This is a genomic window from Clostridium sardiniense, assembly GCF_016907995.1.
Taxonomy (GTDB): Bacteria; Bacillota; Clostridia; order Clostridiales; family Clostridiaceae; genus Clostridium; species Clostridium sardiniense.
On record NZ_JAFBDA010000016.1, the window covers coordinates 18,554 to 33,147 of the forward strand.

Sequence of the window (14,594 nt, forward strand, 5' to 3'; positions counted from 1 at the left end):
TATATCCAGTTTATATATTTGTATTAAATTAGCTTTTTCAAGACCTTGTAACTAAGTTTACACCACCAACATAAAAAATATATTGGTGGTATAAATTTAAAGTATATGTTTATATAGATACCTTAAATTTATCTTTTAATTACTATTTCATTTCTATTTTTTCTTTTTTAATTTCTTTAATAGAACCATCCTTTAATAAAATCTCAAATTCATACTTAAACCCCTCGCTAAGGACACTAATGTCATAATGAGGATTCTTAGAATCATTTTTAAATTCTAAATTGGTTATAGTTCCCTTAGGAAGCTTCTTCATAATAACTTCCTCTACCTTATTTGCATCAACAGTTTTAGATCTATCAATTTTTTTAGATTCATCCTTCGGGTCTTTTGCCAGCTCCTTTTTATCATTTGATGATGCTTTATCTAATGTATTTTTATCTACACTTTCACTTGTTGATGAATGTGTATTAGACTTTGTATCTTGTGTACTTTTAAATTTGTAAATGTTATAACCTAATACAGAGACACCAATTATAACTATTACAATTAATATATTTCTTACAATAATTTTTTTCATTTTTAAACTCCTAAATATATATTTTAATTAAATGCCAACAATTCTTGAATATAACCTAATCTGGTAGACATTGAGTATACTAAACTAAATAATTACACTATACTTTTTTACTATCATAGCTTTAATTTTCCCCACCCAACATAACTCCTCCTAACCTTATATTTTGTACTAAATAACATCTTCGTCGTGCCAAACAACATCATCTTCAGTCATAGCATGTGATGTTTTTACCCAGTTATTTTGTGGTCTAAATGCAGTGAAAAAACCAACTAATTGAGCTGCTATGTATATTATTGATGTATAGAAAAATCCAACATATATTTGAATAAAATTCTTAATCTTTTCACCTACAGAAAATTGTTCTGAAAATGCTAATTTACCTTCGTTTAATATGTAATATATCGGGAATATAAAGTAATTACATACCTGACAAATCATCCATATAAGTAGCCATGACCATACTGAAGGTAAAAACTGTCTAACAAATGGTACGAATATTGCCAAACTTAATATAAACGATAAAACAATAGTTCTACTCATTGTATATGAATACAAGAATACTTCAAATCTATTCATTAGATCCCTTAAACTAGTTGATTTAAATAACCCTAATAACTGTTTAGGTGTTTTAGTTATAGCTACGTACCAATGCCCTTGGCACCATCTAGTTCTTTGTTTATGACTTGCTTTTACTGTAACTGGCTTTTCATCATATACTCTTGCGAAATGATTCCAAAGAGAACGCTCGCCCTCAATTGCTAATTCAACTTGCAATTCAAAATCTTCTGTATAGCTTCTAGGATTCCAACCTTTTTCTTTTATGTATTCACTCTTTAAAACAAAACCCGTTCCACCAATTGCAGGATTTAATCCTAATCTGTGTTTTGCATATTGAACTCCTCTATTGGCAAAGAAATATGAACCTGAATATCCACTTGAAACTAAACTTGAAGTAATATTTTTTATTCCTAAATATCCTTGAACACATATAATGTTTTCATTTTTATATCTTTCACATAATATCTGCGAATTCACTTCTTTTAAATATGATGAAGAAATAATATTATCAGCATCTAATATAACTACATAATCATAATTTTTCCATTCTATATTATTATCAAAATACTTTTGTAATACATATGGCTTTCCTTTAGGTTCATTAGCACCGAATTTAATATCTAGTGTCTTAACCCCTAAAGCATTACTCTTTTCATAAGTTGAATCTTTTGAATTGTTTACTAATGTTACAATATCAAATAAATTTCTATCATAATTTAGCATCCTTAAATTTTTCAACGTATCTTCTATTACATTTTCCTCATTGCATGCCGGTATTAAAAATAAAAATGATAGCTGATCATCCTTAATGCTATATTCTCTTTTTGGCTTTTTTAATCCCCAAAAAGCTAACCCAGTATAAAATAATAATTGAAATGCTATAAATATAACTAAACAGTTTAGAAATATTTTAAAAATTTGTTCCATGTTATCCCCCTTGAAAATTTAATTATTAAGTTTTGTAAATAATTTTTATAAAGCTAAATAAAATGTATTGACATAAAATAATTGTACTAAACGCTATTATAAAATTTAAAAAATTATAGATATTTTTATTGATCATAAAATTACTAACTCTCCATTTCCCAAAATCCCTAATTTAAAATATTTAAAATTAAGGCTTACTTACAGAAAGAAAAAGAGCCATTACTAAAGACATTACACCTAACATAAACATAAATAATTCTCTCAATTTACCCCTCCATTCTATTTGTATAATGTATAAATATTCCACTAAAGAATATCAATAAGTTTAATATTCCTTAATGCTATCTTTATACCATTATCGATTTGAGCAAATACATCTGAAACATTACAATTTTCACCTGATGTACAAAAATTTAATGATATATCACCTTCCATAAGAACTAATAAATCATATAATGTAAAACTGTCCAATTTTTTAGTAGCTATATAGCCCCCATTTATACCTCTTTCTATAATAACCAACTTTTCTTTGCTTAACTTTCTTAATATTGGATATAAAAATTTAACCGGTATATTTTCTCCTTCTGCAATTTCTTTAGCCTGTAATAATCTTCCATTTTCTTTATGTAAAATTCTAATTGCCTTAATTGAATACTGTGTTTCTTTTCTTAGCTTCATATTTTGTAAAATTTTTCTCCTTTCCTTAATGTGTAACTACTCTAAACTAAAAAATAAATTAGTTGACAATAAAATCATCAATAATATACGGGTAATGTAAACTTTAAGGCTAAAGCAATTATATTCAAAGTATCTAAAAGTGTAAAATAACTTTAATTTATATAATTATAAATTAAAGTTATACATTAATTTAACTGCATAGAACATGGATTAAATAGTAATATAATATGCAGGGTTAAGTATTAATAATAGAATAATTGCTAAATTATAAATTGAAAATATAGCTAGATTTATTTCAGTAGAAAAACTGTCCATATCGTACCTCCTAAATGAATTTACTATAATAAAGATAGCGAAACCGTTCCAAAAGGTTAGGGATGAGATAAATTACTATCTTTTTATGAATTTTATTTATTGATAAATCGAAAGATAGTAAATAAAAAAACGATTTCTTTAATTAAAGATTATATTAGAGTAAGGATATCCTCAAAAGATAAACTGTAAAATAAACCTAAAAAATTTCTTATCAAAATATGAATAAATAGCAGGAATCTACTGACCTTTAAATTGAGTGAATTAAATATACATAAAAAAGCCTCCGACATGTCGGAGGCTAATTGTTTTTAGACTATCATTTTTATATGTTGTATTTATACATTCATTTCTAATATCAATATAAAAATTTAATTCTATATTGATTGATTCTGTTTCAAAATCTGAGTTATTATTGCTTTTTAAAGTTCTATTGAATAACGTTTCAGTATTTCCTATTATCACCTTTTGATCAAAAGAAATTTCTTTTTTACAAATTTCAATTATGTTAATAAAAATAGTCTAAACTTATCTGTATTGAATTAATATTTTCTTTAGATTATTGTATGATCCACCTTTAGTTGCTACTTTTATTTTTATTATAGAAATTTTTAATAATAAATTCCTTTATTTTACGTTCTTTAATAGATAAGTATTTTGAATTTTTTGTAACTAAATATATATTTATATTTTCAACAGGTAAGTCTATTTTTTTTAATTTTTCAGAAGAATTAACTATATTATTAGCTAATTCTTCTGAAAAAATACTAATACCTATTCCCATTTCCAAAAAACTACTAGCTGTTTCAATATCTTGAACATAAATAACATTCTTAGGATTTATATTATATTTACTACATATTTTTTGAAAAATCATTTTATGTATATATGCAAATTCTAATATTATCCATGTCTCACTTTCTAAATCATCCCACTTAAAATTATCATCATAACAATAACGTACTTTATTTAAACAAAGCACAAATTTTTCTTCACTTAAATAATTAAAATCAAAATCTGCAACTTTTAATTCTGTTAATAAACAAAGTATAGCCATATCAATATCTCCAGTTAAAATTTTATCAAGTAGTTTCTCAGAACTTAATTGAATAATGTCAATTTCATTTAGTATAGTATAATTTATTAAGTTTTCTAAATATGATAAACGAATGATTGGAGGAATACCAAATTTGATCTTTCTAGCATTAAGTTTATTAATTTCAAATTTAATATTTTCAATTTCATTAATTATATTTTCAGATCCAACTCTTAAAATTTCTCCAGCTTTTGTAATAGTTAATTCTTTTTTAGCTAAATTTCGAGATATTAACTTTACACCTAATTCTTTTTCTAATTTAGCTACTGACATTGATACAGATGGTTGAGAAACAAATAAATCTTCAGCAACCTTAGTAAAACTTTTTACTTTACACAAGTAATTAAAATACTCTAAATCAGAAAAATTCATACAAAGCACCTCCTTAATACAATTTAAATATTTAAATTGTATTATTTTTCAGTACTAACTAATCGTACTATATTTTCATAAATTAGTTAAATACCCATAGTAATTATTAATAGATATAAAACAAAAGGATTATACTTGAAGAGTATTAGAACAAGTAAGTTCTTTTAGATGAATTGTTTATATCATAAAAAATTACTATCAATATAAATTATATAAATATATAGCTAATATAACAATATACATACTATGAAATAAAAGTAAATAAACTTCTTTCACCTTTGCATATTATAATAATAAAAATTTAAGTGAAAAACAAAAAATTAGCGATATAGGTTAAATTGCTTTTAAAAAAGAATTGTATAATATCAATAATATTTTTTTGTTATTTTTACTTTAATAACAAAAATAAGTCAGAGGTGAATATAAGTTATGAAAAATCTATTCCAGAAAAAACTTTAGACAATATCATAAACAATAATGTTTCTCCAATTATATTCATTATTTGGTCATTTATCTTATAAATTTTACTTCTATTTTTATTTAGAATTTTTATTTCTCTTGTATTTCAAATTCACATTCATGATCTCTATATTTATCATTATTTTTCTTTTCATAGTATTTCTTTATATCTGCTATCTTCCTTTCTTCATCTTGAAATATTTTATTAGCTTCCTTAAAGCTTATTATTTCATTTTCTAATATATTCACTTGTCCTATTTCTGTTTCTGTTGACTTTTCTTTAATATAATGTTAGTTAATTACAATAAAAGTTCTCAAATATAAATTAATAAAAGATAGTGAGTACAAACTAAAACCACTATCTTTATTATATAGAAAAAACCTATACATTAACCTAGCATTTAAGTATAGATAAAGTATTGAATAATACTTAAAAAATAATAAATAAACTATTAAATAAATGATAAAAATCAATCATTTATTAATATGTAATAGAGAAAATAGTTAGTTGGTAATATAATTTAATAAAATATTGTTGAGAGGGGGCTTAATGTTGGAAAAAAAGTCTAAGAAAATTATAAAAAATATAATAGAGATTTTAGGTGTTATAGTAATAGCTGTATTGATAAATAAGTTTATAATATTTACTGTATACATATCTAGTGAATCAATGGTACCAACTTTAAATTCTGGAGATAGATTACTAGTTACTAGAGTATACAATCCTAATAATTTAAAGCGAGGAGATGTTGTAATATTTAAATCTAATGAATTAAATGAGATCCTAGTAAAAAGGCTTATAGGATTACCAGGATATGAAATAGAATTTAAAGGAAAGTCTGTATATCCAAATGGTAAAAGGCTAGATGAAGCGTATGTTAAAAATTCGGTGGAGTTTGAAGGGAAATATAATGTTCCGAGTAATAAATATTTTTTTGATGAACAAGATACGGCAGGCCGCCATTATTTTATGTCTTCTAAGTATTTACATGTACCTTTAAGTAGTGAAAAGTATGAGGAACAAGATAATAAATATTTTTTTCAGGTGATAACAGGAATAATTCAAATGATTCGAGATTTTAGAAGGATCCGTATATAAGTGGAAGTGATATAATTGGAAAAGCACAATTTATAATATGGTCATTAAAGGATATTGGATTAGTGGGGAACTTTCAAAGAAAATTTCTGCTAGAATGACTTTAATATATAAGCTCCTATAGTAGTATTTTTGTATACTAAGCATATTTAAATTGCTTATAAATAAATTATATCATATAGATAATATATTCGTAAATGGCGCTAAGAATGTAGTTATTTCACTCCAAAAAGCAAATGGACTTGATCCAGATGGTATTATTTATAAAAATACATGGAAAGCTTTATTTAAGAAATTGAACTTAGATAAATACTCACAAAGCAATGATAAAGAGTAATGTTAGCTTTTTCCAGAAGCTTTGAAGAATTAGATAATGTACAAAAGAACTTACTTATGAAAATCAAAAGACAAGTAAGTTCTTTCCATTAATACAAAAAAGAAATCCTATGGACATTTTTAGTATAAATGAAAATGTTGAATAAAATATAAAATAGAACTTAAAAAAATATTATAGAAATATATATGAGTGTTTACACAATAAAAAAAGAAGTCACCTAACAAAAATATAAAAGGTGACTTCTTTTTCTGAGCAATTATGTATGATAAATAAATGAAAGTGTTAAAACTTACAATATAAATTATATTAAATAATTTAGTTATATGTAATATATAAGCTATGAAATAAACCTTAAGAAATAATTATCAAAAAATGTACAAATAAAAAAAGAATTATATATCTTAAATTAATTATAACTAAAATATATTAATCACGTATAGAATAACTTTAAAACTTATTACAAATATAAAAGAAAAACCTCGTTCTTTATTGAATGAGGTTTTTCTTTTAATTATAACACCTAAGTACAAAATTATTTAAATATTTTTCACAGGGTAATTATATTATAAATCATACCTAAAATGTATCAATAAATATAGTGTGAAATAAAACTTAATAATTTCTTATCAAAAGATAAATAAAAAAAGACAGTGAGATTCTAATTAAATATAGAAAGAGAGGTCACTGTCTTTTTATTAAATTATGAGCAATTTATATTTTAATTATAGCTAAGATATATTAATTAAATATAGAACACATCTTAAAATAATCTTATTATAAAGTGTACAAACAAATTATATGTTTTAATATATTATAACTAAAATATATTAAATAAATTAGAAATTACTATCTAAAACAATTAACTTATAATAAATAAAAACCACCAGCTTATCTGGTGGTTTTTATTCAATTGCCTGTGGAGATTGCGCCTAATGCGATAGGCTCGCCAGAGCAGAGCAATACCTTCTGTTACCTGCTCCCCTTTTGAAAGGATTCATATATTCTTTTATACTTATTTTATCTGCTATCATATCTTCTCGTTCTTGATTTCTTATAACTTCCATATTTATATTTTAAGTCAGAAAATCTTTCAAAAAACATTAAACTACTTTTACCTTCTAAAAAAAACTACAAAACCTGAAATGCTCATTTTCAGTGGAATTGAAACCAACATATGTATATGATCGACGCAAGCATACGCTTCGATTATTTCAAGGTCCTTCCATTCACAAAAATTGTATTAGTATCTTTCCAATTTCAATTTTCTTTTCTCCGTAGACTTCCTTTCTCCTGTATTTTCGCGCAAAAACTATGTGATAAAATGAAATAGTTTAATAAAGAAGGATTTAGAAAATATGAGATAGTATTATACCTATAAAGTATAACTAATTATATTTATAATTACAAAGAAGTTTAAAATCTAAAACAACATTATTTAATAATTTCTTTTGCAGTAAGTGTAATGTTTCAGGGTGATTTTGTTTTGAAATAAATTCTAAATACTCAAAAGCTTTTTTGTGACATTTAATTATTTTATCAATAATTTTATCTAAACATTCTCTATCATGAATAGATAAGTTATAATATCGTTCCTCTAGATTGTTTGATGGGAAGATGTTGAAATCAATTAATCCTATTAAATGAACGGAATAACATAAATTGAAAATATCTTTTTCAGTAAATATTTTTGAAAGATTTTTCATGAAATTAGCCTCCTTAATTGATTAAATTAATTATATATAAGTCTAATAGAAATTAATATAGATATAATATTAAATAAAACTTAAGGTCATTCTTATCAAAAATTTGCATAAAAAAAAGATAGTAGTAACTTATATTATGAAAGAGAAGCTAAACCACTATCTTTGTTGAATTTATGAACTTTATTCAATTATTATTATAACTAAAATATATTAATCAAACATAGAATAAATCTTAAAATAAGATTATAGAAATATTAATAAATAAAAAACATTCTAATTTTTATTATGTAATGATAATTATTTTATTGTTCTAAATTCAAAACCTTTAGACTTGAAAAAATCTATTATTTTGGGTAAGGCTTTTACAGTTTCAGCCTTTCCATATGTATCATGCATTAGTACAACAATACTATCTGCTTTTTCACCAAGGTTATTAACACTCTTCTTCAGATGATTAAATAATTCTTGAGAATCCTTCTTTGTCCCTTCAGCATCCCCATTTAAAGCATCCCAATCTATATTTTCAAGACCAAGTTCAATCATCTTGTCTTTTAATGGTTGTCTCCCATTCCAAGACCAGTACCCACCAGGTAGACGAATAGTTCTAGTATAAAAGTCATTTCCTAAAATACTTTTCATTAATTCAGAATTTTTATTTAAATCATTTATAACATTATTTACATTCATAGTTCTATTTGGATAAAGATATTTATAGTCATGGCAATATGTATGATTACCTATAGCATGTCCATTTTTAGCTATTTCTTTTAATAAATCTTTAGCTGTATCGTTAGCATCTAAGGATTTACCCATTACAAAGAATGTTCCTTTAATGTTATTTTTATCTAAAATTTCAAGAACCTTAGGGGTATTAGTTGTTGATGGACCATCATCAAAAGTTAAATAAACAACTTTTTTCCCATCTGTTCTAACAGGATATTTCTTAGTGCCTTTTATTAAATTATTTACATTCTCAGAAACAATTGAAGCATCATCTGCATTTGGATCATCTTTCAATAATAAATATCCGCTATTATCTAGTTTGGTTTCTGTAGTCTCGGTATGGATTTCTTTACTTCCGGCATTTGCAATTGTTGTGTTATTAGACTTATAAATTAGAACAATAAATAATAGTAGACATATTATTAATATAGATGTGAGAAATATCTTCTTTCGTTTTTTTGTAAAACAAGGGGTAGCGTTATTTCGCATTGTAAATCCTCCTATACCTAATTAAATAAATTAATAGTTAATATGTATTAAAATAATAAAAAATTTATTAATATTGAATAGAGAAAGGTAACAAGGAACAAGCTTGAAAGAATATGCACTTAACATAGATATATAAATAAATAACAAAACTTTAAGATTGTACAATAGTAACATCAATGCTATAAGTATCTAACCTAGTAGTAATTTTTATTTTTTATAAGAATTACTACTAGGAAATCAGTAATTTAGATTCTTCAAATTACTGACTTTTATTTATAGGTTATATTTTAAAATACTATTATCAATAATAAATATTATTTATTTCAGACTACTCTATTAAGCAGTTATATTATGATAAGCTTCTAAATTTAATCATAACTTTATTAGTATCAATATTTAGGTACTTTAAACCTAGCCTTTTCAATATTATTTTTATCTTTTATAACAATTTCAAAAAAATAATCATCATTGCTATATTCTATTGGAATAACAACTTGTAATGCTGATTTAGGTGCTACATTCTCAAATACTCCATCTTCAAAAGTTGCTGCCTTTCCTGTGTAAACTATCTTTCCTAATTTATCTTTGACTTCAAATAATTTTACATGTCCTTCATTTTCTAAGTTAAAATCTTTAATATTTATACTTGCATCAAATATATAGTTTCCAGTATTATTTTTATAATATGACAGTGTGTTAATATCAAATTTCTTTATACTATTACTTAATAATAACTGATTGTTTTTATCTACAGATATTGCAATGATGCTATTACCGAAATCACCCACTGGTAAATTTTCAATCTTATAGTAATTAGCTTCCTCATTATTAATTTCGCTTATTTTTACTATAGGTTTTTTAATCTTTGATAATAGTTCTGTTTTTTCAACAGTATAATCATACGTTTCTATCTTTCCATTACTATTTGTTTTTATAGCTATTTTTGCATTTTGTAAATCACCTACTCTATCTAAATCATCAGAGGTTATAATACCTTGGAATCCCGAATATCCATTTCCATACCAATTTGTATTAATAATATTTTTTTCAAATTTTATATTTCCGTCTGAAGATTCCACTACTAAAGTTTTCTTAACAGACATATCATATGGATTTTTTGTTTCTATAACTTCGCCTTCTAAAACAAGACCATATGTTTTAAAATAAGCTAATTTACTTATAGCAACCTTATTTTTTATATGGAGAATTAATTTATGCTTAATATAATTACCTTTCCTATCTATAATTTTATAATTAATAACAACATCCCCACTTTTACTAAGATTAACTTTTTCTTTATCTACATTAATAGTTAATCCATCATCAAAGGTATCGTCAGTTCCAATAACTTCAAATTTTTTCTTTGCAAAATCTATAGAATTAAATTCTTTTCCATGTTCAACTGTAACATTCGCTTCAGAAGGACCTTTTAACTTCATTACTCCAAATGATTTTATAATTGGAGTATTTATATTTTCAAAACCATATAAAATTTTTATTTTATTAGCTTTACTAGCTTTAGGTATAGTAATTTTATACTCGGCTAAATTTATTTGAGTCGCATAGTTAATACTTGTATCATCATCAAGTATATAAGTTAAACTTTTAGCACCCGTATCTAAATTTTCTGGGAATTTACAATTAAAGTATATATTATCTACATCCTCCTTTCTAGTGATATCTCCATACTTAAGTGTTAATATTGAAACTTTCGGAATAGCACAATGATGGTATGTTATTCCACTCCCTAACTCTCCGTATTTATTTGATCCCCATGTATATAGATTTCCTTCATTATCCGTTGCTGCGCTATGACATAACCCTAACGATATAGATACTATTTTTGTCTTCTCACCTATTGATCCGCTTCCATTTATTTTCACTGGCTTATATTTATTAATATCGGTTCCATCTCCTAATTCTCCATCACCATTCAATCCCCAAGTATATAAATTTCCTTCACTATCTACCGCCGCACTATGTGTAAGTCCTAACGATACTGATACTATTTTTGTATTTTCTCCTATATCACCCTCTCCGTTTATTTTTATCGGACTGTTTACACTATTTTCTTCTTTAATTCCTGGAATAATACCTAATTCTCCGTACTCATTCAATCCCCACGTATATAGATTTCCTTCACTATCTACTGCTGCGCTATGATATCCTCCTAATGATACTGATATTATTTTTGTTTTTTCATCTATTACCCCACCTCCATTAATTTTTACTGGACTATTTCTATTTATATTAGTCCCATCTCCTAATTCCCCATCACCATTTTTCCCCCACGTATATAGATTTCCTTCACTATCTACCGCCGCACTATGATACCCCCCTAATGATACTGATACTATTTTTGTATTTTCATTAATATCTCCCTTTCCATTTATCTTTACAGGACTATTTTTACTAACATAACTAGATATATCATTTTTATTCCCATTACCTAATTCCCCATATTCATTTGCTCCCCAAGTATATATTTTTCCTTCGCTATCTACCGCCGCACTATGCGTAAGTCCTAGTGATACTGACACTATTTTTGTATTTTCCCCTATGTCACCCTTTCCATTTATCTTTATCGGAACATCTCTATTTATATTAGTTCCATCTCCTAATTCCCCATCACTATTTTCTCCCCACGCATATAAATTTCCATCACTATCTATTGCTGCATTATGTGAATATCCTAATGATACTGATACTATTCTTGTACTTTCATTAATATCTCCCTTTCCGTTCATTTTCATAGGCAAAATAGAACCGTTTTTTCTTTTATAATCAGCCTTCCCCCACATATATAAGATTCCATCATTTGTTATTGAAGCACTATTACACTTACCTAAAGATATTGAGATTATATCCTTCCCATTTATATTATTAATAACACTGAAGTTATAGGTTTTTTTTTCACTTCCATTTGTTACATTTACTATATGAACTCCTGCATCTGTTACCTTTATTCCTGATTTTATTTCTTTTCCATCCAATGTTGCTGTTCCATTAAAATTTAAAGCTACTTCTTTTGGATATACATATTGACTTAAATTTTTTAATTCTTGAGTCATCGCAATATCTGTATATACTTTTAAACCATCAGATTTTACAATAGTTACATTTTCACTTCTAATTTTTTCACTTGAAAATGCCGTAATGCCAGTTCCTACACATTGTATAAGTATAGTGTCTAAAATTATTATCGCTATTGATTTTTTTATTTCCATATAAGCACATCTCCTAAATATTAAATTTTTAGTTTATGAAATTTATAATAACTATAAACTACTCATCTATATTTAGCTTATAATAAATTTTATTAAAATCTGTGTACTTTTATTGGTAAATTACTTAAACTTTTCTTATTATATTATAAATTAATTTGTTTTCACTTAGAAACTTTACTAAGAAATTTTTAAGGTTTATTTCATAGTATATTTATTGATATATTTCTATTATATTTTATAATTTAATTACCCTATAGTATTTAGTATATTTAAAAAACTATTTTGAATAACTTTGCACCTACTTAATAATGATTAAAACAAAGATCTCACTATATATTTAGTGAGATCTTTGTTTATCCATTATATTTTCTTTTGCTATTAATAACTCTTGAAACTTATATCTTTTTCATTATTCGAAATATATTTAAAATTCAATTAGCATAATAAAGTTCATTTTTAATCAATGCTATTTTATAAAAATGAACTTCTATTATAATCAAATAAATTTACTTATAATATACATATAAATTTTTTATTTTCTCAATAACTTTATAATATTACTTAATTATTCCTCAAATTTTTAATTTTTTATATAATTCATTAACATCATCCTGCTGTATTCCTAAATATCTTTATTGTAATATTTAAATTACTATGATTAAGTGTTTCCATTATTAACGCTGGATTAAATCCCTTCTTCCATGCAAAATATCCCCTTGTTTTTCTTAATGAATGTGGCCCGATATTACTTTCTATACTCACTGATATTGCTGCATTTTTAAAAATACTAAAAACTTGTTGCCTTGAAAGAGGTTTATTTTCACCCTCTCTACTTTTAAATATATATTCTTCTAGATCTAAATATTTATCAATACTTTCAATGCTTCTTTAACAGCATCATTTAATCTAATTTTTATATATTTATTTGTTTTACCTTCATATAATTCTAACTATTTAAAATTATAATTTTTTTCATCAATTACATCCTTCCATTTCAAACTTAAAAAATCTGATATTCTCAGAGCAACATTTATTCCTACTATAAACATAGTATATTATTTCATATCTTTTTTTAAATATACTTTCATTTTTTGAATTTTAACCTTATCTCTAATAGGTTCTACATTATTCATAAATAAGCCTCCTAAAATAACTATTTTATCTAGTCATTTTATACTTCAGTATTATTTTTATTATCACCCCTCCTCATAATCATCAATTCTTAACAATATATTCCAAATATTTTTTCATTATAGTTCTCCAAAAACGGTCGTTTTTGGAACTAAAAAACATATATATTTTTTTAGTACTTTATTTTATAATATACAGTGTCAAAACTATTATCAAAAACAAAGTATCTAAACAAATCCGTAATAACGTTTTTGGGAATAAAAATTGGAGTGATTATATGAATTTTGGATATGCACGTGTAAGTACAGAAGATCAAAATCTAGATAGACAAATAAATATATTAAAAAAAGCAGGATGTAATAAAATTTATACAGAAAAAATATCTGGAATAAAAAGTAACCGTATAGAACTTAATAATATGATAGCTCAACTCCGTGAAGGTGATCTAGTAATTATAGTTGATCTTACTAGACTTAGTAGAAGTGTTAAGGATCTTTTTAACCTTGTCGAAAAAATTGAAGAAAAAGGAGCTAATATAAAATCAATTAATGAGTCCTGGGTTGATACTACAACAGCTCAAGGAAAACTTATGTTTACTATTTTTGCCGGAATTAGTCAATTTGAACGTGACCTTATATCTCAAAGAACAATAGAAGGGCTTAATGCTGCACGTGCACGAGGAAGAAAAGGTGGCCGCCCTAAAAAAGATACTAAAGATATTACGTTAGCAGTCAAAATGTATAATAACAAAAACTATAGTATATCAGAAATTACAAAAGCAACTGGTGTTAGTAAAAGTACTCTTTATCGATACATTAATAAGAACTAGTAGCTTTAGTAGACTGCTAGTTCCAAGTGATGCTATATAATCAGCACTAAATACTAATTCCAACGCTTGAACGTATAAGT

Annotated in this window: 12 protein-coding genes and 1 pseudogene; 3 read left to right on the plus strand and 10 right to left on the minus strand. The window is 24.9% G+C overall.

Going from position 1 to position 14,594, the window contains the following annotated elements:
* Window positions 1–142: 142 nt before the first annotated feature.
* From JOC62_RS12910 to JOC62_RS12930, 5 genes are all read right to left on the minus strand, one after another.
* A complete protein-coding gene (locus JOC62_RS12910; protein WP_204595695.1) occupies window positions 143–577 on the minus strand; it encodes a hypothetical protein in 435 nt (144 codons plus the stop codon).
* A gap of 168 nt (window positions 578–745) precedes the next feature.
* Window positions 746–2,062: a glycosyltransferase family 2 protein gene (locus tag JOC62_RS12915; RefSeq protein WP_204595696.1), complete on the minus strand. Its 1,317-nt coding sequence runs from the start codon at window positions 2,060–2,062 to the stop codon at window positions 746–748.
* A gap of 306 nt (window positions 2,063–2,368) precedes the next feature.
* Window positions 2,369–2,740: an RrF2 family transcriptional regulator gene (locus JOC62_RS12920; protein WP_204595697.1), complete on the minus strand. Its 372-nt coding sequence runs from the start codon at window positions 2,738–2,740 to the stop codon at window positions 2,369–2,371.
* An 889-nt stretch (window positions 2,741–3,629) separates the two neighbouring features.
* Window positions 3,630–4,520 (minus strand): LysR family transcriptional regulator, encoded by an 891-nt coding sequence (locus JOC62_RS12925; protein ID WP_204595698.1) that lies wholly within the window; start codon window positions 4,518–4,520, stop codon window positions 3,630–3,632.
* A 549-nt stretch (window positions 4,521–5,069) separates the two neighbouring features.
* Window positions 5,070–5,228, minus strand: a complete 159-nt coding sequence (locus tag JOC62_RS12930; protein ID WP_204595699.1) for a hypothetical protein — start codon at window positions 5,226–5,228, stop codon at window positions 5,070–5,072.
* A gap of 301 nt (window positions 5,229–5,529) precedes the next feature.
* Here JOC62_RS12930 and lepB point away from each other — a divergent pair, with 301 nt between their 5' ends.
* A complete protein-coding gene (gene lepB, locus JOC62_RS12935) occupies window positions 5,530–6,078 on the plus strand; it encodes a signal peptidase I (RefSeq protein WP_204595700.1) in 549 nt (182 codons plus the stop codon).
* Between the two features lie 151 nt (window positions 6,079–6,229).
* The gene (locus JOC62_RS12940) at window positions 6,230–6,412 is read left to right on the plus strand and encodes a peptidoglycan-binding domain-containing protein (RefSeq protein ID WP_204595701.1); all 183 of its coding nucleotides are present in this window, start codon (window positions 6,230–6,232) and stop codon (window positions 6,410–6,412) included.
* 929 nt (window positions 6,413–7,341) lie between these two features.
* Here the strand turns inward: JOC62_RS12940 and tnpA are convergent.
* The 5 genes and pseudogenes from tnpA to JOC62_RS19195 form a co-directional block, all read right to left on the minus strand.
* A pseudogene (gene tnpA / locus JOC62_RS12945) lies at window positions 7,342–7,740 on the minus strand (IS200/IS605 family transposase).
* A 57-nt stretch (window positions 7,741–7,797) separates the two neighbouring features.
* Window positions 7,798–8,115, minus strand: coding sequence for a hypothetical protein (locus tag JOC62_RS12950; protein ID WP_204595702.1), 318 nt, complete (start codon window positions 8,113–8,115; stop codon window positions 7,798–7,800).
* A gap of 297 nt (window positions 8,116–8,412) precedes the next feature.
* Entirely contained in the window at window positions 8,413–9,327 is a 915-nt protein-coding gene (locus JOC62_RS12955) for a polysaccharide deacetylase family protein (protein WP_204595703.1), read from the minus strand.
* 389 nt (window positions 9,328–9,716) lie between these two features.
* Window positions 9,717–12,554, minus strand: coding sequence for an RCC1 domain-containing protein (locus tag JOC62_RS12960; protein WP_204595704.1), 2,838 nt, complete (start codon window positions 12,552–12,554; stop codon window positions 9,717–9,719).
* A 606-nt stretch (window positions 12,555–13,160) separates the two neighbouring features.
* The gene (locus tag JOC62_RS19195) at window positions 13,161–13,436 is read right to left on the minus strand and encodes a tyrosine-type recombinase/integrase (protein WP_341534811.1); all 276 of its coding nucleotides are present in this window, start codon (window positions 13,434–13,436) and stop codon (window positions 13,161–13,163) included.
* Window positions 13,437–13,962: 526 nt separating this feature from the next.
* Between JOC62_RS19195 and JOC62_RS12970 the strand changes: the two genes are divergently transcribed.
* On the plus strand, window positions 13,963–14,514 hold the full coding sequence (locus JOC62_RS12970) for a recombinase family protein (RefSeq protein WP_204595705.1): 552 nt from the start codon (window positions 13,963–13,965) through the stop codon (window positions 14,512–14,514).
* The last annotated feature ends 80 nt before the right edge of the window (window positions 14,515–14,594 follow it).

Bases quoted from the DNA above. Each gene is read 5' to 3' on its own strand.
- JOC62_RS12910 (WP_204595695.1), bottom strand. From the start codon at position 577: ATGAAAAAAATTATTGTAAGAAATATATTAATTGTAATAGTTATAATT.
- JOC62_RS12915 (WP_204595696.1), bottom strand. From the start codon at position 2,062: ATGGAACAAATTTTTAAAATATTTCTAAACTGTTTAGTTATATTTATA.
- JOC62_RS12920 (WP_204595697.1), bottom strand. From the start codon at position 2,740: ATGAAGCTAAGAAAAGAAACACAGTATTCAATTAAGGCAATTAGAATT.
- JOC62_RS12925 (WP_204595698.1), bottom strand. From the start codon at position 4,520: ATGAATTTTTCTGATTTAGAGTATTTTAATTACTTGTGTAAAGTAAAA.
- lepB (WP_204595700.1), top strand. From the start codon at position 5,530: ATGTTGGAAAAAAAGTCTAAGAAAATTATAAAAAATATAATAGAGATT.
- JOC62_RS12950 (WP_204595702.1), bottom strand. From the start codon at position 8,115: ATGAAAAATCTTTCAAAAATATTTACTGAAAAAGATATTTTCAATTTA.
- JOC62_RS12955 (WP_204595703.1), bottom strand. From the start codon at position 9,327: ATGCGAAATAACGCTACCCCTTGTTTTACAAAAAAACGAAAGAAGATA.
- JOC62_RS12960 (WP_204595704.1), bottom strand. From the start codon at position 12,554: ATGGAAATAAAAAAATCAATAGCGATAATAATTTTAGACACTATACTT.
- JOC62_RS12970 (WP_204595705.1), top strand. From the start codon at position 13,963: ATGAATTTTGGATATGCACGTGTAAGTACAGAAGATCAAAATCTAGAT.